At 73.5% G+C, this 21687-nt stretch carries 10 protein-coding genes and 1 pseudogene; 6 read left to right on the top strand and 5 right to left on the bottom strand.

Going from position 1 to position 21687, the window contains the following annotated elements; translation table 11 throughout:
* Positions 1–192 precede the first annotated feature (192 nt).
* A complete protein-coding gene (locus ACFQ7Q_RS33075; RefSeq protein ID WP_383561671.1) occupies positions 193–12609 on the top strand; it encodes an amino acid adenylation domain-containing protein in 12417 nt (4138 codons plus the stop codon).
* 145 nt (positions 12610–12754) lie between these two features.
* Here ACFQ7Q_RS33075 and ACFQ7Q_RS33070 read toward each other — a convergent pair.
* Positions 12755–13932: pseudogene (locus ACFQ7Q_RS33070) on the bottom strand (low temperature requirement protein A).
* 138 nt (positions 13933–14070) lie between these two features.
* On the opposite strand from ACFQ7Q_RS33070, the gene ACFQ7Q_RS33065 reads away from it, so the two are divergent.
* Positions 14071–14466: a hypothetical protein gene (locus tag ACFQ7Q_RS33065; protein WP_383561669.1), complete on the top strand. Its 396-nt coding sequence runs from the start codon at positions 14071–14073 to the stop codon at positions 14464–14466.
* A 270-nt stretch (positions 14467–14736) separates the two neighbouring features.
* On the opposite strand, the gene ACFQ7Q_RS33060 is transcribed toward ACFQ7Q_RS33065, so the two are convergent.
* Positions 14737–15387 carry an HAD family acid phosphatase gene (locus tag ACFQ7Q_RS33060; RefSeq protein WP_383561668.1) on the bottom strand — a complete coding sequence of 217 codons (651 nt, stop codon included), beginning with the start codon at positions 15385–15387 and terminating at the stop codon, positions 14737–14739.
* A gap of 337 nt (positions 15388–15724) precedes the next feature.
* On the opposite strand from ACFQ7Q_RS33060, the gene ACFQ7Q_RS33055 reads away from it, so the two are divergent.
* On the top strand, positions 15725–16507 hold the full coding sequence (locus ACFQ7Q_RS33055; RefSeq protein WP_383561666.1) for a class I SAM-dependent methyltransferase: 783 nt from the start codon (positions 15725–15727) through the stop codon (positions 16505–16507).
* Between the two features lie 123 nt (positions 16508–16630).
* Here the strand turns inward: ACFQ7Q_RS33055 and ACFQ7Q_RS33050 are convergent, their stop codons facing one another.
* Complete coding sequence (locus tag ACFQ7Q_RS33050) at positions 16631–17218, bottom strand: TetR/AcrR family transcriptional regulator (protein ID WP_383561664.1); 588 nt, start codon at positions 17216–17218, stop codon at positions 16631–16633.
* 56 nt (positions 17219–17274) lie between these two features.
* On the opposite strand from ACFQ7Q_RS33050, the gene ACFQ7Q_RS33045 reads away from it, so the two are divergent.
* On the top strand, positions 17275–17703 hold the full coding sequence (locus ACFQ7Q_RS33045; protein ID WP_383561662.1) for a DUF1707 domain-containing protein: 429 nt from the start codon (positions 17275–17277) through the stop codon (positions 17701–17703).
* A 114-nt stretch (positions 17704–17817) separates the two neighbouring features.
* On the opposite strand, the gene ACFQ7Q_RS33040 is transcribed toward ACFQ7Q_RS33045, so the two are convergent.
* Complete coding sequence (locus ACFQ7Q_RS33040) at positions 17818–18492, bottom strand: class F sortase (RefSeq protein WP_383561660.1); 675 nt, start codon at positions 18490–18492, stop codon at positions 17818–17820.
* A 109-nt stretch (positions 18493–18601) separates the two neighbouring features.
* Positions 18602–19165 carry a sortase gene (locus ACFQ7Q_RS33035; protein ID WP_383561658.1) on the bottom strand — a complete coding sequence of 188 codons (564 nt, stop codon included), beginning with the start codon at positions 19163–19165 and terminating at the stop codon, positions 18602–18604.
* A 331-nt stretch (positions 19166–19496) separates the two neighbouring features.
* Here ACFQ7Q_RS33035 and ACFQ7Q_RS33030 point away from each other — a divergent pair, with 331 nt between their 5' ends.
* Positions 19497–20564: a nitrous oxide reductase family maturation protein NosD gene (locus ACFQ7Q_RS33030; protein ID WP_383561656.1), complete on the top strand. Its 1068-nt coding sequence runs from the start codon at positions 19497–19499 to the stop codon at positions 20562–20564.
* A 53-nt stretch (positions 20565–20617) separates the two neighbouring features.
* Positions 20618–21646 carry a methyltransferase gene (locus tag ACFQ7Q_RS33025; RefSeq protein ID WP_383561654.1) on the top strand — a complete coding sequence of 343 codons (1029 nt, stop codon included), beginning with the start codon at positions 20618–20620 and terminating at the stop codon, positions 21644–21646.
* Positions 21647–21687: the final 41 nt, after the last annotated feature.

Raw genomic sequence — 21687 nt, 5'->3', positions numbered from 1 at the left:
CCGCGGTCCTGGCGCGTCCGGGACCCGGGTCGACGCCCCGCGCCGGCGACGACCGGACCGCACCGCAGGACCCCGCCGCGCGGCGAAACGAAGATCGGTCATCATTACCGGCAGAACAGACCGGACCGGGGGCGGTCGCTCTCGCGCGTACCGTGGGGCGGCCCGCCGCCGGGCAGATCCACGGGGGCGTTGATGCGGGGAAACAGCGAGACGGTGCTGCTGGACGTGCTGACCGGCGCGGCCGAAGCCGCGCCCGACCAGGGCATCGTCCATGTGCGCGGAGACGGCGGCGAACGCGTCGTCACCCATCGCGCGCTGCTCTCCGACGCGCTGCGCGTCGCCGGAGGGTTCCTCGACGCGGGTCTCGCTCCGGGAGACCACGTGGTGCTGCCGGCGGACCGGAGCGAGGAGTTCCTGCCGCTCTTCTGGGGCGCCGTCGCCGCCGGACTCGTACCGGTGCCGCTCGCCCCGGACGTACGGCGGGTGCGGCCCGTCTGGGAGTTCCTCGGCCGGCCTCCGGTGGCCTTCGGCCCGTCCACCGCGCCGCTGCTCGACACCCTGCCCGACTCCGTACGCCCCCTGACGCTCGACGCGCTGCGGGACCGTCCCGCGCCGCGGCGGCTGCCGAGGCGAACGCCTGACGACGTGGCGTTCCTGCAGTTCTCCTCGGGCAGCACGGGGGCGCCCAAGGGGGTCGAACTGACGCATGCGGCCGTGCTGGCCAATCTGGCGCAGATCCGCGCCGCGGCCGGCATCCGTTCCGAGGACGTACTGGCCACCTGGATGCCGTACTTCCACGACATGGGGCTGATCGGCACCCACCTCGTCCCGCTGTCGGCGGGGATCAAGCAGGTCCGGCTCGAACCCCTGACGTTCGCCAAGCGGCCCGCGCGGTGGCTGGAGGCGGCGGCACGACACCGGGCGACCCTGCTCTCCGCCGCCAACTTCGCCCTGGCCCTCGTCGAACGACGCGTGCCGCAGGACACGCTCGCCCGTCTCGACCTGACATGTGTACGGATGATCCTGGTGGGCGCGGAGCCGATCTCCCCCACCGTGTGGCGCGCCTTCGTCCGGCGGATGCGGCCCACAGGGCTCGCCGCGAGCGCGCCACAGCCGGTGTACGGACTCGCCGAGGCCACCCTGGCCGTGACGTTCCCGCTGCCCGGTGAGGTGGCTCGACCGCTCGCCCTGGACCGGTCGGCGCTCAGCCGGGGGCTGGCCGTGGACACCGCGCCCGGAAGCCCGGACGCGGTCGAGCTGATGGACGTGGGAAGCCCTGTGCACGGCTGCGTCGTCCGGATCACCGACGACGCGGGCGAGGCCGTCGGGGATCGCCGGGTCGGTCACATCGAGGTGCGGGGCCCGCAGGTGGCCCGGGGCTATCACCGTGCTCCGGAGGCGACGGCGGACGCGTTCGTCGACGGGTGGCTGCGCACCGGCGACATGGGTTTCCTGCGCGAGGGGCGGCTCTGTGTGACGGGCCGGTCCAAGGACGTCGTCTTCGTCGACGGGCGGACGTTCCACGCGGCGGATCTCGAAGAGGTGGCCGCGGGCGCGCCCGGTCTCGGGCGGTGCCCCGTCGCGGTCGTGGGCTCCACCGATCCGGCGGGCGGCGGCGAGCGGGTGGTCGTCTTCCTCGCACCCGCGCCACCCCTTGCCGCCGTGACCGCCGCGTCGCTGCGCGAGGTCGCGGTGCGGGTCCGCGAGGCCCTGGGGCACGACGACGTACGGGTGTTGGCGGTGCCCGTACGCGCGTTCCCGCGCACGACCAGCGGAAAGGTCCGGCGAGGGGTGCTTCGGGACCGCTTCGAGGACGGCGAGTATCCGCAGATCGCGGAGCGGGGGGCTGTGGGGGTGTTCGGGGACCGATCCCTGCCGGGGGCAGGGGCCGACTCCGCCGGCCCCACCGTCCCGACCGGTCCGGAGCGAACCACCCCTGCAGGGGGCATCGTCGGCGCGGACGCCATCGGTGACCGCCACGCGCGGCCGGGCGACAAGCCACCGGCCGCGCCCCGGTCTCGACGGGACGTCGAGGCCGTCGTGCTCCGGGTCTGGGCCCGGGCGCTCGGGCTGGCGGTGGAGGAGATCGCCCCCCACGACGACTTCCGCGCGCTCGGGGGCTCGTCGCTCAAGGCCATGGAGGTACTGGCCGCCCTGGAGGACGCGTTCGGCATACCGCTGCGCCCGTCCGACATACGCGACCACGCCACGGTGTCCGCGCTCACCGGGCTCATCCTCACCGCGGACACTCCGACGGGCTCCCCTTCGCGCCGCCCGCAGACGGACGAGTCCCCCTCACGCACTCCCCGCCCGGAGCCCGTCCGTGGCGCCGAGTCCGCGGTCGCCGTCTCCGGCCTCGCCTGCCGATTCCCCGGCGCCGAGTCCCCGGAGGCGTTCTGGGACCGGCTCGTCGAAGGCTACGACGCCGTCACCGGTGTACCGGACGGGCGGTGGGCGGAGCCCTCGGACGCTCACGCCCGGTGGGGCGCGTTCCTCGACGAGCCGGCCGGTTTCGACGCCGGATTCTTCGGCATCGGCCAGGAGGAGGCCCTGGCGACCGATCCCCAGGCGCGGATCCTCCTGGAACTCGCCCACGAGGCGCTGGAGCGGGCCGGGTACGCGGGCCCGCGCCGGCACGGGCGCCGGGTGGGCGTGTTCGTCGCCGCCGGTGACAGCGGCTATCGGAAGGTGCTCGACCAGACCTGCCCAGAAGGCGAGTTGCCCGTCGCGGCGCTGACCGGGAACCTCCCCAACATGCTCGCCGCCCGCGTCGCGCACTGCCTGGATCTGACCGGGCCCGCACTCGCGGTCGACACCGCGTGCTCCTCGGCGCTGGTCGCGCTGCATCTCGCACGCCGCAGCCTCCAGGCCGGTGAGTGCGACATCGCCGTCGTCGGCGGCGTACACCTCAATCTGACGCCGACCGGGTACGCCCTGCTCGAGAAGGCTCAGGCGCTCTCCCCGACCGGCCGCTGTCACGCGTTCGGCGCGGCCGCCGACGGCTTCGTCCCCGGGGAGGGCGGCGCGGCGCTCGTCCTGACCCGTCTCGACGAGGCGGAGCGGGCCGGTGATCCGGTCCTCGCGGTCCTCCGCGGCACCGCAGTGAACAACGACGGACGCTCGCTGAGCCTGATGGCGCCCAATCCCCTGACACAGCGTGACGTCATCACGCGGACGTACCGCGACGCGGGCATCGATCCCGAGAGCGTGTCGTACGTGGAGGCGCACGGCACCGGTACCCCGATCGGCGACCCGGTCGAGGTGCGCTCGCTCGCGCACGCCTTTCCGCCGCGCGCCGACGGACGGCTCCGGCTGCTCGGCTCGGTCAAGGCCAACGTCGGGCATCTGCTCAACGCGGCCGGTATGCCGAGTCTGGTGAAGGTCGTCCTCGCGCTCGGGCGGCGGCAGTTGCCGCCGTCCCCGCTGCGGACGGTGCCCGCCCCCGCGCTCGATCTGACAGCCTCCGGTTTCGCCCTGGTGGACGAGGTACGGGACTGGGAGGCTCCCGGCCCGCTGGTCGCGGGGGTCAACGCGTTCGGCTTCGGCGGCACCAACGCCCATGCCGTACTGGAGGAGGCACCCGCCCGGCCCCAGAGGAATCGGACGCCCTCGGACGGTCCACGGCTGCTCACCCTGTCGGCGCACGGGACGACCGCGCTGCGGGCTGCCGCTGCCGGTCTCGCGGACCATCTGCGGGACAACCCCGGTCTCGACGAGGGCGATGTCTGCGCCGCCGTCGCCTCGGCCCGCGACGAGGGACCCGACCGTCTCGCCCTCGTCGCGGAGGGCGATCTCACGGCCCGGCTCGACGCCGTACGCGACGACGCTTCGCGCCACGTCGGCTCACGCCGAGCGGCTGTGCACGACAGCACCGAACGCGCCGGCTGCGTAGAGGACATCACCGGACGCGACGACGAGGCAGGCGACCCGGTGGCGCCGATCGGCGCCACCGTTCGCTCCCGGGCGCGTCTCGTCCTCCTCCTGCCCGGGCAGGGCGTGCGCCCGCACGGTCAGGCCCGGGCCCTCTACGCGGACGCGCCCGCGTTCCGGGAGACGCTCGACGAGGCGTCCGATCACGTCGGCAGGATCGGCGGGCGCAGTCTCGCCGGCTGGTGCCTCGACCCCGACGTGTCGCACGACGCGTTCGCCGGGACCGACATCGCCCAGCCGCTCCTGGTCGCCTACGGGGTCGCGCTCGCCCGCCAGATACGGGCGTGGGGGATCACGCCGGACGCGGTCGCCGGGCACAGTGTCGGAGAGATCGCCGCCGCGTGCGTCGCCGGGACGCTCTCGCTCGGCGACGCCGTACGGTTCGCCGCCGAACGCGGCCGGTTGATGGCGGAGTTCTGCGCCCCCGGCGCCATGGCGGCGGTGCGCTGCGACGAGGAGACGGTCACCGCTCTGGTGGCCGACGCCCGGGGCGCGCTGAGTGTGGCCGCGGTGAACGGTCCGGACCAGGTCGTCCTGGCCGGGACGGAGGCCGCCGTCGACCGAGCGGTCGCCGAGCTGTCCGCCCGGGGGATCGCGGCACGCAGGCTCGGGGTGTCCCGGGCGTTCCACTCGCCCCTGATGGATCCTGCCCTCGACCCGCTCGCGGAGGCCGCCGGAGACCTCGCGCTCCGGCCGTCCGTGACACCGCTGATCAGTACGGTCACCGCCGCGTGGCAACCGGTCCTGGACCCCGCGTATCTGCGGAACCACGCCCGGCAGCCGGTCCGCTTCGGCGCGGCCGTGGACCGGCTGCTCGGCGACGGGTACGACACCTTCGTGGAGCTCGGCGCCGGAGCCCTGTGCGGGACCGTGCGCGCCGTGGCGGCGGCTCACCCACGCGGAGCCGGGGCGCTCGCGCTCGCGGCCGGGGACCGCGACGGTGCGCGGGGGCTGCTGGGGACCGTGGGTCGGCTCTGGCAGCGGGGCGTGCCCCTGGACCGTACGGCCATGGACTCCGGACGGGCCCGGATCTCCGTACCGACGTATCCCTTCCAGCGGCGCCGCCACTGGCCTGCCGCCACTGCCCGGCCACGCCCGATGCTGCACCGGTTCGTGTGGGACGACGCCCCGCTGACCGTCGGCTCGGGGCCGCGTACCGTCCTGCTGGCCGGCCCCGACTCGCCGCTCGCCCGCGCGTTCGCGGACCGGCTCGCGGCGAGGGGTGTCACGGTCCGGCGGGCCGGGGAGCCGATGCCCGACGGAACGCCGGCCCCGACAGCGGCCGTGCTGCTCGCGGGTGAGGCGGTGGAGCCCGACTCCGCCGACGCGCTCGACGCGGCGCACCGCGCCATGGTGACCGAGCTCCAGGACCTGCTTCCGGACCTCGCGCGCCATCGCCCGCGCGTGCTCGTCGTCACCGAGGACGTCCATGTCACCGGCGCCGCTGCGGAACGTCCGCGCCCCGCGCAGGCGGTCCTGACCGGGCTGGCCCTGGCGCTGCCCCAGGAGTTGTCCGGTGTCGCGGCGCACAGCGTCGACCTGTCCTCCGTGGACGACGTCGACGCGCGTCTCGACGCGCTCGACCACGAACTCGCCGCGCGCCCTGCGTCGCACGGCGACGACCTCGTCCGAACAGCCATCGCCTGGCGGGCCGGGCGACGCCTCGGCCGGACCTCCGAACCGGTCGCGACGGCACGGGAGGCGGCGCTTCCGGCCGACGGCGTGTATCTGATCACCGGGGGCGCCGGAGGGGTCGGTGGCGCACTGGCCCGTGACCTCGCGGGCCGGGGCCGGCCGACCCTGGTGCTGACGGGTCGCTCGACCGTGTCGCCGGACGGGCTCCTCGGCGAACTCCGGGCGCTCGGCGCCACCGTGGAGTACCGCGCCGCCGATGTCTCCCGCGAGGCCGACGTCGATGCGCTGCTCGCGGGTCTGCCGCGTCTCGACGTGCTGGTGCATGCGGCTGGGGTGGTCCGCCCCGGCACTCTGCGGGCGAAGACGCCCGAGGAGGTGGCCGAGGTCCTGGCCGCCAAGACGCGCGGCGCGGCGCTGCTCGCGCGCGGACTCCGCGAGCACGACCTGCGCCCGGCCCTGTGCGTGGCGTTCTCCTCGGTCGCGTCGGTGCTGCCGGGCCTGGCGGGGGCCATCGGCGACTACGCCGCCGCCAACGCCCATCTCGACGCCTTCGCCGCCGCCGAGCGCGCGGCCGGCCGGCCATGGCTGGCGGTCAACTTCGCGGCGTTCGCCGATACGGGACTCCTCGCGCGTACGGGCCTTCCCGGCGGTACGGGACTCCCTTCCGACGCGGGCAGCCCCGGCGGTACGGGAGGCTTCTCCGGCGCGGGACGCAGGGCCGGTACGCGAACCCTCGCGTCGGGCGCGGCGCCCGGGGCCGGGCGCGGGCCCGCGCCGCTGGCCACCGGCGTGGCGCTGGAGGCACTGCGCCGGGCCTGCGGCATCGACGCCGCGCAGGTGATGATCGCCGACCTGGGGCCGGGTGACACCCGTCGTACCCCGGCCGATGTCGTCGTACCCGCGTCTGCGAACGTCCGGCCCCCGTCGACGGCGTCAGAGACGAGCGCGGTACGCGCCGAGGACGCGACCGGACTGTCGGACGTCCTGCGGCGGCTCCTCTCCGAGGCTCTCCACGTGCCCCCGGCCGAACTCGGGGACGACGTGCCGCTGCTCGGCCTGGGCCTGGACTCGCTCATGGCCGTCGATCTCGTCAAGCGGCTGGAGAAGGAGCTCGACCGTTCCCTCCCCATCACGCTGTTCTTCGAGCACCGCACCCTGGGCGAGCTCGCCCGCCGACTCCGCTCCCACGAGCCCGAGGCCTCCGCGGCGGCACCGACCGGGACGGCGGCCGACGACGGCCTCCCCTTCTCCCTGACACCGGTCCAGCTCGCCTTCCACACCCAGGGCGGGCTGTACCCGGACGTCGCCGCCTACGGGTATGTGACACAGGACGTGCGCGGCCCCCTCGACCCCGATCTCCTCGGCGTGGCGCTCGGCCTGCTCGCCGACCGTCACCCGATGCTCCGTGTCCGGGTCCACCCCGGGCAGCCGGCGCCCACGCAGGCGGCCGTTCCCTCTGGCCGCGCACGGATACCCGACTGGTACGAGGTCGGTGATCTGCCCGGTATCCGCTCCGTCGAGGAGGAGGTGGAGCAGCTCGAAGAGGCCTTGTGCAACCGCCCGTTCGACCTCGCCGCCGAGGCTCCCGTGCGCGCCGTGCTCGCCCGTACCGGCGCCCCGGGCTCCGCCCGGCTCGTACTCGTGGTGCATCACGCCGCCGCCGACGGCTTCAGCCTGAACATCCTCGGCGAGGAACTCTGGGCCCTGTACACGGCCCTCTCACAGGGGCGCTCCCCTGAACTCCCCACGCTCACCACCCACTTCGCCGCCTACGCCGCGCACGAACGGGCGGAGCGTTCGGAGGCCGCCCTCGCCGAGGACAGGGCGTACTGGCGTGAGGTGCTCGCCCGCGGGGGCGAACCGCTCGCGCTTTCGTACGACGGCGACCCACTGGCTCACCCCGAACCCCCGCTCCTCGCCCACCAGGTGGCCCCCGGCCCCGGTCTGTCGGCCGCGCTGCGCGAAGTGGCCGCCGCGCACGACGTGTCCCTGTTCCATCTGCTGCTCGCGGCGTACGCACGCTGCCTGTCACGTTGGGGCGGCGGCCGGGAGGACGTGTCCGTCAATGTCGCGCGGGCCCGCCGCGAGACGAGGCTGCCCGGCATCGACCGGCTCGTCGGCCCCCTGGCCGACACCCTCCCTGTCCCCGTGCGCGTCGGCCGGGACGATTCGGTGCACACGCTCGCCGTACGGCTGCGCGACGCGTGGCCGGAGGCCGAGCGGCACGGCCGGCTCACGAGTCTGGACCTCGCGCGGCTCCTGCCTGCGGACGGGGCGGGACCGCGTACGGCAGCGCCCGCGTCGTTCAGCTTCGCGCGGTTCCCGGTCTCCCTCGACCCCGACTGCCCCGTGGAGGTCCGCCCGACCTCCGCCGGAACGGCCTCCGCCGCCACCCGGCTCGGCCTGCTGTGCTGGGAGTCGGACGGGGAGCTGTCGTTCTCCTGGAACTTCCCGGCCCGGCTCTTCGACCGGGCCACGGTCGCCCGGCTCGCCGACGAGCACCTGGCCGAGCTCGCCGAGGCCGCCAAGCCCGCGCGGGCCGCACGGCTCGGCGAGGCGGTCGCGGCACCCGTTGCCGCCGCGCGGATCCCTGTTCTCTCCCACGAGCCGTCCGGCGCGCGTCCCGACATCGTCGCCCGGCTCCGCGCGCAGTTCCGCGCGACGCCGGACGCGGTGGCCGTCGACACCGGCGACGGCGGCGTCCTGACCTATGCCGAACTGGACCGGGCGTCCGCCTCACTCGCCTCCCGGCTGCGCGCCCACGGCGTCGTCCCGGGTGACCTGGTGGGACTTCTGACCGAACCCGGCGGCGACACCGTGGCGAGTGTGGTCGGGATCCTGCGGGCCGGTGCGGGCTGGGTGCCGCTGGACGCCGCCCATCCCCCCGCCCGTCTGGCCGACCAGCTGGAGCGTTCCCGTACCCGCGCCCTCGTCTGCCATACGGCCACCCTCGCTTCGGCGACCCAGCTCGCCGAGGCCGCCGGCATCACGCTCGTCACGGCCGACGGCCCGTCGTCCGCTCCCGCCGGACAGTGGTCCCGCACGGAGGTTCCGGCGCCCGGCCCCGACTCCCTCGCCTACGTGATCTTCACTTCGGGCTCCACGGGGCGCCCGAAGGCGGTGCCGATCACCCGTCGTTCGATGACCAACTACCTCGACTGGGCACTGGCCACGTTCGGGTACGGCGAGGGCGACCGGCTCGCCCAGACGGCGTCCCTGTGCTTCGACGCGTCGGTACGTCAACTCCTCGCACCGCTCCTCGTCGGGGCCACGGTGGTCACCCTCCCCCGCCGGCTGCTCCGGGATCCCGAAGCGCTGCTCGACCGGGTCGAGCAGGCCCGGATATCGGTGTGGAGTTCGGTCCCGAGCCTGTGGTCCCGGCTCCTCGAGGCCGCCGAGACCCGCGTACGGGACGGCGCACAGGCACCGGACCTGTCGGCGCTGCGCTGGATCCACGTGGGCGGGGAGGCGCTCCCGCCCGCCCATGTCCGCCGCTGGTACGACCTGTTCGGTCCCGGGCACCGGATCGCCAACCTGTACGGGCCCACCGAGTCCACCATCAACGCCACGTTCCACATCATCGACGGCCGCCCCTCCGACGACGTACGGACGCTGCCCATCGGCACGCCCCTCACCGGCACGGAGGTCGACGTGGTGGCGGCGGACGGGCGGCGCTGCGCACCGGGCGAGCCCGGCGAGCTGCTCATCGCAGGTGTGGGGCTCACGCCCGGCTACCTCCACGAACCCGAGCTGACCGCCGCCGCGTTCATCGTGCGCGACGGGCGCCGCTGGTATCGCAGCGGCGACCGGGTCCGGCGCGACGCGGAAGGCGTCCTCGAGTTCCTCGGACGGCTCGACGACCAGGTGAAGGTCCGCGGGCACCGGGTGGAACCGGGCGAGATCGAGTCGGTGCTGCTGACGCATCCGGCGGTCGCGCGTGCCGCCGTGGTGCACGGTGACGAACGGCTGAGCGCCTTCGTCGAGTGTCGGCCGGGCGTCGCGGCTCCGGATTCCACGGCTCTGCGCACGCATCTGGCACGGACGCTTCCGGAGTACATGCTCCCGGCCCGGATCCACCTGGTCGACGAACTCCCTCTGACCGGGACCGGAAAGATCGACCGCGCCGCGCTCACCGCGCCCACGCCCACGCCCACGCCCGCGCCTGCGCCCGCGCCCGGCTTCGGGGAGCCGACGGACGCCCCGGCGCCGGGGACTCTCCCGGTGACGCCGACCGAGGTCCTCCTGGCCGGTGTCTGGTCCGAGCTCCTCGACAGCGAGGAGATCCGGCGCGAGGACGACTTCTTCACCCTGGGCGGCGACTCCCTGCTCGTCCTCCAGGTGTTCGCGCGGCTGCGGGAGAAGATCCCGGTGCTGCCGAGGCCCACGGCCGTGTACGACCACCGCACCCTGGCCGCCCTCGCGGCGGCGATCGACGGCGTCGCCGACGACCGTCCTGCCGACGCCCCCGCCGAAGGACCGGCCGACACACAGGGCCGACTCGGTCGCGACGACGTCCACCCACGCGGTCCGTCACCGTTCCCCCTCGCCCCCTCCCAGCGCGGATTCCTCCTCGCCGAGGCCATGGCACCGGGCTCCCACACGGCGTGGCTCGCTTGTCTGCGGGTCGACGGACCGCTGCGACCCGAGGTGTTCCAGCGGGCCGTCGACGCCTGCGTCGTACGCCACCCGATGCTGCGGACCGTGTTCCCCGCCGGCTCGCGTCCGCCGGTCCAGCAGGAGCTTCCGCCCACCCTGCGGCTCCCGGTCGACTTCGAGACCCTCTCCGAACCGGGACTCCTCCCGTCACGGATCGCCGAGGAGCGGGAGCGCCGCTTCGAGCCCTGGGCGTGGCCCCTGCTGCGACTGCGGCTGCTCACGCTGGGGCCCGACGAGCACGCGCTCGTCGTCCACGCCCATCACCTGATCGGCGACGGCTACAGCGTGGCGCTGCTCGGTCGGGAGCTGCTCGCCGTCTACGACCGTGTCGTACGCGGCGAGCCGGCCGAACTCCCGCCGCTGCGCGCCACCTTCCGGGACCACGTGGCCCTTCAGGAACGCGTGGCGTCGTCCGGCGAAACCGTCAAGGCCCGACTCGGCGCGCCCTATCGGCGCCCGGTCCTCGGCAGGCCCACGCCCGCCACGCCCGACAAGGATCCTGGGGCACCCCCGTACCGATCCATCGGGTTCACCCTGGGCGAGGACCAGGTCGGCGCCCTGCGCCGGATGGCCACCGCGGCGGGTACGACGCTCTTCGCCCCGGTCCTCACCGCGTACTACCGGACGCTGGCCGCCACGACCGGGCAGGAGGATCTGATCCTCGGACTTGCGGTCTCGGGCCGCGACGACGACGCGCGGCCCGACGCCCATCTGGTGTTCGGCCCGTTCGCCGCGGCCGTGCCGGTGCGGCCGGCTCCGTCGGGGGGTGAGGGGAGGCCGGGCCGCACGTTCGCCGAGGACCTTCGCGCCGTGGTGGACGCGGTGGAGGTGGCCCGTGGGCAAGGAGTCCACGCGTCCCCGAGGGAAGTCGGGCTGCCGCCGGCCGCCCAGTTCTTCTTCACCTTCCTGGACTTCTCGGCCCTCGGTCCGCTGAGCGGCGACACACTGAGCCTGAGGTGGGACGACGGCGACGCCGTCCTCGCCCCGCCTCCGGTGGGGACGGACACGTTCCTGGCGGTGCGCCCGATCGGCGATGGAGGGCTGCGGGTGACGCTGCGCGCGTCCACCGCCGCCTTCCCGGACGAGTCGGCCTTCGCCCGGTTCACCGGCGCGCTGCGGAGCGCGATGGCCGCGGCAGCGGACGACGCACCGGCCACTGCGCCGCGTTCCCGCGTCGCGATCGGGCGCGCGGCGGAGCAGGAACCCTCGCCCGCCGTCGGCGTCCTGGACTCCGCGCTCGTCGGCTACCTGCCCCCGCCCGGTCAGCTCGCGGCAGTCGCCGGCCTCGGAGGAGCCGCGGCCGGGACGGTGTCGCGTGAGCACCTCCGCCGGCTGCTCTTCCCCGAAGGGCAGCCGCGGCTCGTGGAGGAGATCGGCACGCCTATGGGTCGGTCCGGATTCGTGTGCCTCCCGCTGTTCGCCGACGAGCTCGCGTCGACGTCCGACCTCGCGGACCGTACGGCCCGGGCCGTCGCCTACGCGTCGTCGCTGGGCGCTCGCTGCGTCTCGCTCGCGGGCATGATCCCGTCCCTGACCGCGTACGGCTTCGAGGTCCTGCGCGAGTCGGACACCGGCACCCCGGCCAAGACGGCCCTCACCACGGGGCACGCGGCGACGGCGGTGTCCGTGGTCAAGACCGTCCACGCCGCGCTGGCCAGGGCCGGCCGTGAACTCGGCGACCTCGTCGTCGCCGTGGCCGGTCTGGGCTCCATCGGCAGTTCGTCCCTCGAACTGCTGTTGACCCTCGCGTCCGAGCCGCCCGCCCGGCTGCTCCTGTGCGATGTCGCCGGCAGCGTGCCACGGCTGCGGAGGCTGGCGGATGACCTGGTCGCTCGGGGTCTGGCCCGGAACGTGGAGGTCCACGAGTCCGGCCCGACGCTGCCGGCCGCCGTGTACGAGGCCGGTCTCCTGATCACCGCCGTGAGCGGGGGCGGCGCGGTGCTCGACGTGTCGAGGCTGCGGGCCGGTGCGATCGTCGTCGACGACTCGTTCCCGCACTGCTTCGACACCGGGGCGGCCCTGGCCCGGATGCGGGAGCGGCGCGATGTCCTGATCGTCGGCGGCGGTCTGCTGTCCGTCGGGTCCGTGGAGCGCCGGACGGCTCCGTGGTTGCCGCCGGCCGCGGCGGCGGGGTACGCCGCGCAGACATGGCTTCCGGGCACGATCGCATCGTGCCGTCTGGAGTCCCTGCTCCATGCGGCGCACCCCGAACTCCCCCTGGTCCACGGCCTGGTGGACGCCCGGCTCGCATTGGCGCATTGGCGCGGCATGGAGGAGGCCGGCATCGAAGCGGGACCACTGCATCTGCTCGGACACGCGGTCGCCGCCGAGGAGGGAGACCTCGACGGCTTCCCTCCTCGGCGTGCCGGGTCCCGACGGGTCCGCTGACCGGACGTCCGAGCGGGCAAGCCGCCCGCCGGAACGCCTCGCCGGGGCACGGCCGTGCCGGTGGCCCGGCGAGGCGTTCGGCGTCCGGGCGCGGGGCGGCGTCCGGGCGCGGGGCGGCGTCCGGGCGCGGGGCGGCGTCCGGGGCTCACGCGAAGCGCTTCTCGTAGAGCCAGTTCCAGCGCGCCACCAGGACGAGCGCCCACACCAGGCTCGCGGGCGCCCAGCGTCCGGCGACGGCGGCGAGGAGCAGCGGCGCCGCGACCATGGGCAGCCCGACCGCGACGATCCACCGGGCGCCCTTCCCCGACAGCGCGCCGGCCAGCATGCCGACGCCCAGGAACACGGCGATGGCGCCGCACATCAGCCAGCGCATCCCGTGCGGCAGGCGGCCTTCCGCGTGCTCCACCGCGGCGCCGAGCGCGGCGGCCAGGGACGCGAGGGCTCCCGTCGCCACGCAGTGCAGCGGCAGCGAGAACCGGGGGGCCAGCACTCCGAAGCCGAGGAGGGGCACCCCGCTCGACCGGCGCACGGCCAGCGCCCACAGGGCGAGGAGCAGGGCGAAGGAACCCACGGCCAGGCTGCACAGCTCGGTGTTCCACTCGGCCTCCGAGGCCGCGTCCACACCCTGCGCGATGCCCTCGCCGAGCACGATCAGGGTGAACAGGCCGAGCCGCTCGTCGAGATGGCGTGGATCGAATCGGGCCGCCCTCGGGGCGGCGCCGGCCTGCCCGTCGCGTCGGTCCCGCTCCTCCCACTCCCCCTGGAGCCGCGCCATCACCTGGTTCCTCGACAGGGCGAAGGTGAGGCCCAGATCGATGGCGAGCCCGCCCGCCCACAGCCAGTACCGGAGTGGCTCGTCGGCCCACACCGAGACGATCCATGGCACGACGCCGGCCGAGAGCTGCGCCATCGGCCAGTCCGCGGGGACCTCGCCGCGCCCCTGCCACACCCGTGAGGCCAGCAGTCGGACGAGGACATAGGCCAGGGCGAAGGCGTCCGCGTGGTCCGAGCGCACCTCCGGTACGGCCGCGGCATCACCGCGAGTCCGAACATGCCGATGAGCACGGAGCGGGTGTGCACCTTGTCGGCCGCCACGTTGCCGTACGTCGTGAAGCACATCCACGCGGTCCAGAACGCCAGGTAGAGCACGCAGTACAGGGCGAGATCGGTGTGGCCGGGGGCACCGTGCAGCAGGTGCGCGAGCTGGGCCACACCGGCGACGGCGATCAGGTCGAAGAACAGCTCCAGCCATGAGGCGTGCCGTTCGGACTCTCCGGAGGCGTCCGGAGTCGGGGCGGACTCTGCGGCGGGCTGAGCGGTCATGACGGTGAGTATCGGACGAAACACCCGCGCGCCCCGGGTGGTGAGCGGCTCGCCGCGCCGTTGTGGCCTAATGGCAGGAACCGGGCCGCCTCGGGCGTACGGGTCGCGGCCCGACCGACCTGGAGCGATGAAAGATCGATGACGCTGAACGAGGGCAGCCGGGTGCGGCTGGCGGCGGAACTGAGGCTGACCGGCACGGTGACCCCGGCCGAGGACTCCCCCGCGGGCGAGGGCACCGTCGCCGGTTCCCTCTCCCTGGGGGCGGGGATCGAGGGCACCGTCGAGCGGGTCGACTCCCATGGCAAGGAGCAGGGCCATGAGGTCCGCGAGTACCTCAGGCTCACGTCGCTCCTCGAGGACTTCGGCCACCAGATGCCGACGGAGAGCAGGGGCCGACTGGAGGAGCAGATCGCCTCGTTGGTACCGGCGTGGCAGGACTACGAGCGGGAGAAGGACCGCGTGACGCTCCGCGTCCGCCTCGACAACGGTTTCGTCCTCGACGACGTGCCGGAGCATCTCTTCACCACCGGCTGATCACGGCTCCGGTCCGGCGCCGGTGCCGGACTGCGGGGATGACGACGCCACGCAGGGGACGGTGAGGCTGCGCAGGGGTCGGTGAGGCTGCGCAACGGGCCGTGGGGGTACGGCCTGGTCACCAAGGTGTCGCACCGGTCGGGCTCGTGGCACGGCATCAGCTCGTCGTACGGGACCGGCTCCTCGGGCGGATGCTGTCATCCCGGGGTACGGTCGCGCCCCGGACCGGACACCCGCGCGAGCGGGCGGGTCCGGGGCGCTCCCGTCGGTTCAGGAGAGCTTGCCGTCGTAGTCCGGGAGCTTGAACGTCCGCTCGGCGTGGCCGCCGACGAAGTCGGTGGGGCGGTTGCCGATGTTCGCGATGATCGTGTAGCCGCGGGCCTCGATCTCGGCGCGCTTGGCCGTCTTGTACGTGCTGACCTCTTCGAAGAGGTCGGGCAGGCTGCGTACGTAGAGCCCGGAGACGGGGTAGCCCTCGGCCTTCAGGTTGTACTGGGTGAGGGCGTGGATGATGCCGGGGCGTGCCGTGACGAAGAAGACGGCCACGCCGCGGGAGTGGGCGTAGCGGGCCAGGTCGCGGACGTCCTGGACGGCCGGGGTGGGCAGGTGCAGGAAGAAGTGGAAGTCCGTCTCCAGCGAGGTGTTGTCGATGTCGAGGACGATCGCCTGCTTCTCACCGTCGGCGTTCGCGGTGCGCTGCTCGATGTACGGCCGGGCCGTGTCGACGACGGCCTTGACGTCGCGACGCCACGTGCCGTAGTCGACGCCGGCGAGGTCGGCGACCCCGCCCGTGGATGCGGCGGTCACGGCGACCGGGGCCGACACGGGCGCGGCCGAGGCGGTGGCCGGGGACGCGACCAGGATGCCGACCGCCGCGGCGGCGGACAGGGCCGTTCTGACACCGAGAGTGTGGCGATGCATGTGGGGGATCTCCTGTGGACGGAGACACGTCCGGTGGGACGGGTCTGGGCGAACACGACGGTTTGGCATGTTCGCGACTAGATTCGGGCCTGCGCGACGCCATGTCTACCGGTCGGTAGGAAATTCCTCGTTCACACGTGGTTAACGCCGGACTCCCGTTCTTGACGGTTCGTCAAGGCTTGGGTGCCCCTCAGAGATCACGCGGACAGGCGGCAGGCAGGTCGACCGGCAGACAGGGCAGGCATGGGCTCCGTGATCACGGAGTCGTGACGCTGCTCTGCGACTCACGTCGAAACCCGGATGCGGGCGCCGGCTCTCGCCTGCCAGTCTCGAGGCCATGCGTACGTTCGAAGAGCTCGTGGAGGAAGGCGAGGCCGTCCCCACCGCAGGGTGGGACTTCTCCTGGTTCGCCGGTCGCGCCGGCGAGCAGCGGCCGTCCTGGGGGTACTCGAGGCTGCTCGCCGAGCGGATGGCGAAGGCCGCAGCCGGACTCGACATCCAGACGGGCGGCGGCGAGGTGCTGGCGTCGGTTCCCGTCGCCCCGCCGGTGCTGGCGGCGACGGAGTCCTGGCCCCCGAACATCGCGATCGCCCGCCGCACCCTGGCGAAGTTCGACGCAGCCGTCGTCGAGACCGAGGACGCGGCCGACCTGCCGTTCGCAGAGGAGTCGTTCGACCTGGTGGTCAGTCGGCACCCCGTGGTGACCCGCTGGGACGAGGTACGACGGGTGCTGCGTCCGGACGGCGTGTATCTGGCCCAATGCGTCGGCTCCGGCTCGGTGCGGGAACTGACCGAGTTCATGATGGGGCCTCAGCCGCTGATGTCGCGGCCGATGCCGGTGACCACCACCTATGCCGGTACGAGCCCGATCGCGACGGTGGCCGCCGCGGAGGCGGTGGGTCTGGACGTCGTCGACGTGCGCCAGGAAGCCCTCCGGATGGAGTTCCATGACATCGCGGCGGTGGTCCACTTCCTGCGCAAGGTGATCTGGATCGTCCCCGGCTTCACGGTGGACGCCTACCGTGACCGCCTGGCGGAACTCCACTCCTTCATCGAACGCCATGGTCCGTTCGTGGCCCACTCGCAGCGCTTCCTCATCGAGGCGCACCGGCGGAGGTAGCGAGAGCGTTGGACTCGCTGCTCGCGTCCGCGGCCGCGCTCGCCGCGCCCGGACGGAGGGCGGTGATCAGCGGGCGCAAGGGGAGACGAAGCGCCGCAACGCCCGCCCCCGGCACCCCCTGCCCTACCCCCCGCCGACCTGACGCCCCACGGCCGTCAGCGTGTCGAGGGCGTGGTCGAGGGCGGCGAGCAGGGGCGCGTGCTGTTCGGGGGCGTACAGCATCCGTAGCGCCAGTCCGTCGGAGAGTGCGATGACGGCGTCGGCGGTCGCGGCCGGCGCGGGGCACGCGGCGGTCTCCAGCCATGCCACGAGCGCCTGCTTGACGTCATCGTCGACCTGCCGCCGGATGGCCCCGAGGCGGGGATGGTGCGCCGCGTGGACGGCGAAGGCGAGCTGGGCCGCGGCCTCGGCGCGGCGCTCCTCGTCGAGCGGGAGCGTGGTGAGGATCAGCTCGTGCAGCGCCTGCCGCAGGGGCAGGCCCGTGTCCACCAGCGCCATCCGCTCCTCGATGCGCTCACCGGCCATTTCGGCCGCGAAGACGAGCATGTCCTCCTTGGTGCTGAAGTACTTCTGCACAGCACCGGCGGAGCGGCCGCAGGCGGCGGCGACGGTGCGCACACTGACCTGATCCAGGCCCTGTTCGGCGGCGAGACGGAGCAGAGCCGCGCCGATCCGCCTGCGCTGCTCCTGCCTGTCGACGATCTTGGGCATCGGACGCACCCTCTTTCTTTGAGATACAGTCGTATCCTAAACGAAGGGGGAGCACGATGATGGACGACCGGAGCCGTCCCGACGCGCCTGCCGTACGCATATCGGACCAGGACCGGGACAGGACGCTCGCCGCCCTCGCCACCGCCCTCGCCGAGGGCCGGCTCGATCCGCCGGAACACGCTACCCGCGCCGGAGCCGCCGTCGCGGCCAGGACCGCCACCGAACTCGCCGCTCTGACGGCCGACCTGCCCGCCGCGAAGCCCACCCGTGCGGAGCAGGACCGCAAGGACCTCGCCGAATGGCTCGCGGAGTGGCGCTACTGGCTCGGCGGCCTGGTGATCATGTCGGGCATCTGGGGCGTGCGCTGCCTGCGGAAGGGTGAGTTCACGTACTACTGGCCGGTCGCACCGCTCGGCATCTGGGCAGTGGTCCTGATCGCCATCGCGATCTGGCCCGGTGACCGCGACGCGGACGAGGAGCCGTAGGACTCCGCGACCGGCACGGTCAGCGAGCCCCGGGGCCGCGCCGTGAGGCTCGGGGAGGCGTCGCCCGCGGGCCTCGGATCTCGGCGGAACGGGCGAACGGCCGTGCGCGAGGAGCTACTTCACCGCGTTCATCGTCGCGTAGACGACGGTGTTGGCCTGGTAGCCGGTGCTCTTGGACCAGCTGCCGCCGCAGGTGATCAGGCGTAGTTCGGGGCGGGCGGAGCCGGCGTAGACCTTGTCGTCGGGGAAGTCGTCCTTCGCGTGGACCTCCACCGCGTCGACCTTGAAGAGGGCCGTGCGGCCGTCCTGGCGGTCGACCGCGATCTCGGCCCCCTTCTCGAGGGCGCCGAGCTGGTGGAAGACGGCCGGGCCGGAAGGGGTGTCCACGTGTCCCGCCACCACGGCCGTCCCCCGCGAGCCGGGGGTGGTTCCGTCCGCGTACCAGCCGGCCAGGGCGGGGGCGGTGACGGGTGGCGGTTTCAGTGTGCCCTCGGCGTCCAACTCCAGGCGGGTCAGGAAGGCGTCGACCTCGATGGCCGGGATCCGGATCCGTACCGGGTCCGAGGCGGGCAGCGGCGCGGGGCCGGGGCTGTTCGGTGCGGTTCGGGGGGCCGTCCGTGCTCCGGGCGGCGAGCCGGCCTGTGTCGCCGTGGGCTGCGGGGGGCTGTTGTCCCGCAGCGCGCCTGCCAGCAGCAGGGATCCGATGAGTGCGATCGAGGCGAGCGTCTTGAACGAAGGAGGGCGCCGCGGCGGGGTGCCGGTGGTCTTCGGCCTGGAGCCTTTCCTCATGGTGGTGATGCCTTTGCTCGGTGCCGGGAGCCCCGACGGCCCCCGGCCTCCTCACGGGGGGCCGGGGGCCGGGGTCGGGCCGGGGCTGCGGGCCGGGGCGGACGTATCGTCAGGCCGAGGTCCGGGCGCCCGCGGAGCGCCGTCGCATGTGGACCACTCCCCCGGCGGCGGCTCCGCCCAGCAGCAGTGCGCCCAGAGCGAGCTGGGTGCCGTTGCCGCCGCTTCCTTCGGACCCGGCGGCCCAGCCGAAGCCGGCGTCGACGGCGCCGTTCGGGCGGCCGGAGATGTGGTACGTGATGGTCTGCTTGATGCGCGGCGGGCACTTGAGGGTCACGGTGTCGGTGCCTGAGGCGGCGTCCTCCGGCACCTCGAACTCGCCCACCAGGACGCCCTTCCGGTCACCCGGCAGGAGGTGGAACTTCCCGCCCACCTCCGACTCGCCCTTGCCATAGGTCTCCTTGCCGCAGGCGGACGTGCTGACGGTGACGGTGGAACCGGGGAACGCCTTCTGCGGGTTGATCCGGACGGTGCCGGCGGCTTCCCCGGGGGCGGCCGCTCCGGCGGCTGGATTCCCCGAGCCGGAGTCCCCTTCGACGGCCAGGGCGGTCTGGGCGGGCAGGGTGAGGGCGACGACGATCAGGGCGACCGGCAGACCGCTACGTGCGAGACGCATGCTTCTCTCCTTCTACGGAGCTTTCTCGGCCGGCCTGTCTGCGCGGCGCCTGTGCTGTGCTCCGTGCACGAGGCAAACGCCCACCTCGGACCACCGCAACGCGAGAAGCGCGACCAGGTGTCCTCCGGTCGGGTTGCCCTTCTCCGCCGACGCCCGCGTCGTCGCAGGTCACAGCGGATCGCACGCCGCGCCGAGCTCGACGGCGCCCGAGCGGCGAACGGGCTAGCGTCCGAGCCGGCGGGCAAGGCTCCTGGGGACCTTCCGGGGGACATCCAGCCCACCCGGGGGATCAGCGGTGGCAGACCGGAACACCCCCTCATAGCTTCGGCGTATGACCAAACGACAGATCGCCTACCTGGCCTGCACCGTGGCTCTCGTGGGCTCTGGACTGGGCGCCGCCGCCCCCGCGGCGGCCGGCAGTTCGACGGTGCACCGGGTGAAGCCCGGCCAATCGATCCAGAAGGCCGTGGACGCCGCGAAGCCGGGGGACACCGTCGTCCTCTCTCCCGGCACCTACCGTGAGAGCGTCCGCATCACCACGTCGAACCTGACCCTGCGGGGCTCGACCGTCTTTCCCACCGTCATCGCGCCCAGCAAGGCCGCCGTCGACGACGCATGCGCCAAGGCCGGCCACGGCATCTGCGTGACCGGCAAGGACGGCAGTCCCGTCGAGCGCGTCACCGTGCGCTCGCTGACGCTCCAGGGATTCGCCAAGAACGGTCTGTGGGCGTCGCGGACCGACCGCCTGAAGGTCCATCGGGTGACGGCCGAGAAGAACGGCAACTGGGGCATCGCCCTGGAGAGGTCCGTCCGCAGTGTGCTGACCCACAACGTCGCCCGGGACAACGCGGACGCCGGACTCTTCGTGTCCAACACCACCGACACGGAGGCCGGGGCCGTCGACGCCGAGGGGACCCGGATCAGCCACAACCGGCTCTCCGGCAACCGGATCGGCATCACCGTGCGGCGCCTGCGGAACCTGACCGTCGACCGCAACGAGGCGACCGGGAACTGCGCCGCGGTCTTCGTGGTGGGCGACGAGTCCACCCCGCGCGCCGGGGCGATGAGCCTGCGCCGCAACTACATCCACTCCAACAACAAGCACTGTCCCAAGACCCCCCGGCTGCCCTTCCTGCAGGGCTCGGGAATCGTCCTCACCGGCGCCGAGGAGACGCTGGTGGCGGGGAACCGGATCGAGGACAACGTGGGCACCTCGCCGCTCTCCGGCGGCATCGTGCTGTTCAAGAGCTTCGTGGGCGCCCTCAACGAACGCAACGAGATCCGCGACAACGTCGTGCTGCGCAACGGCTCGGCCGACCTGGCCAACCGGGACACCGGCAAGGGCAACACCTTCAGCCGCAACACCTGCGAGGTCTCGGAGCCCGCGGGCATGTGCTGACCGGTCGGCTCCCATCCCCCACCCACGGCACCACTGCACAGACAAGGCGACAGATGACGACTGTTGATCCGGCTCCCCCGCCGCCGATGCGGCTGCGGGAGCTCGTTTTCGGGGCGGCGTGCGCCGCCGCCGTACGCGCGGCCGCCCGCCTGGGTGTGGCTGACGCCCTGGGAGACACTCCCATGACCGTGGAGGACCTGGCGGCCGCGGTGAAGACCCAGCCCCGGACCCTGCGGCGGCTCCTGCGCGCGCTGTCCTGCCAGGGGGTGTTCACCGAGCACGCCGACGGCACCTTCGCGCATACGGAGATGTCCCGGCTGCTGCGCGAGGACGATCCACAGAGCCTGCGGTACATCGCGCTGTGGTGCACCGAGCCATGGACGTGGGACGTCTGGCCGAAGCTCGACGAGGCGGTGCGCTCCGGCCGTAACGTCTTCGAGGACGTGTACGAGAGGGAGTTCTTCGCGTACCTCAACGAGGACGCGCCCGAGTCCGCGTACGTCTTCAACCGGGCCATGACGACGTCGAGCCGGCAGTCGGCCCAGGACGTCGCCGACCTGCTCGATCTGCACGGCGTGTCGTCGGTCGTGGACATCGGCGGCGGTCAGGGGCACGTCCTGGCGAGTCTGCTGGAGAAGTACCCCGACCTGCACGGGACCCTGCTCGATCTGCCGAGGGTGGTGGAGAACGCCGATCCGCGCCTGCGGGCGGACGGTCCGCTGAGCTCCCGGGTCCGCATCGTGCCCGGGGACTGCCGCGTGGACATCCCGGTCCGTGCGGATGTGTACGTCATCAAGAACATCCTCGAGTGGGACGACGACAGCACCCGCAGGGCGCTGGCCAACGTCCGGAAGGCGGCACTGCCCGGCGCCCGTGTCGTCGTGATCGAGAACCTCGTGGACGACACTCCGTCGATGAGGTTCACGACGGCCATGGACCTGCTGCTGCTCCTCAACGTCGGTGGTGCGAAGCACACCCGGCAGAGCATGGTCGACCGGCTCACGGACGCGGGTCTGGTCATCGGCGAGATCCGCCCGGTCAACGCGTATCTCCACGCCTTCGAGTGCACCGTCCCCGCCTGACGGCGAGAGCGAAACCCGAGGCCGCCCGCTCCGCGTCTGTC

The sequence above is a fragment of the Streptomyces sp. NPDC056527 genome (assembly GCF_042794475.1).
Taxonomy (GTDB): Bacteria; Actinomycetota; Actinomycetes; order Streptomycetales; family Streptomycetaceae; genus Streptomyces.
This window is presented reverse-complemented; position numbering and strand designations above follow the sequence as displayed.

Coding starts and splice junctions, on each gene's coding strand:
- ACFQ7Q_RS33035 (WP_383561658.1), bottom strand. CDS start 19,165: ATGCGTCTCGCACGTAGCGGTCTGCCGGTCGCCCTGATCGTCGTCGCC.
- ACFQ7Q_RS33040 (WP_383561660.1), bottom strand. CDS start 18,492: ATGAGGAAAGGCTCCAGGCCGAAGACCACCGGCACCCCGCCGCGGCGC.
- ACFQ7Q_RS33075 (WP_383561671.1), top strand. CDS start 193: ATGCGGGGAAACAGCGAGACGGTGCTGCTGGACGTGCTGACCGGCGCG.
- ACFQ7Q_RS33060 (WP_383561668.1), bottom strand. CDS start 15,387: ATGCATCGCCACACTCTCGGTGTCAGAACGGCCCTGTCCGCCGCCGCG.
- ACFQ7Q_RS33055 (WP_383561666.1), top strand. CDS start 15,725: ATGCGTACGTTCGAAGAGCTCGTGGAGGAAGGCGAGGCCGTCCCCACC.
- ACFQ7Q_RS33030 (WP_383561656.1), top strand. CDS start 19,497: ATGACCAAACGACAGATCGCCTACCTGGCCTGCACCGTGGCTCTCGTG.
- ACFQ7Q_RS33065 (WP_383561669.1), top strand. CDS start 14,071: ATGACGCTGAACGAGGGCAGCCGGGTGCGGCTGGCGGCGGAACTGAGG.
- ACFQ7Q_RS33050 (WP_383561664.1), bottom strand. CDS start 17,218: ATGCCCAAGATCGTCGACAGGCAGGAGCAGCGCAGGCGGATCGGCGCG.
- ACFQ7Q_RS33045 (WP_383561662.1), top strand. CDS start 17,275: ATGATGGACGACCGGAGCCGTCCCGACGCGCCTGCCGTACGCATATCG.
- ACFQ7Q_RS33025 (WP_383561654.1), top strand. CDS start 20,618: ATGACGACTGTTGATCCGGCTCCCCCGCCGCCGATGCGGCTGCGGGAG.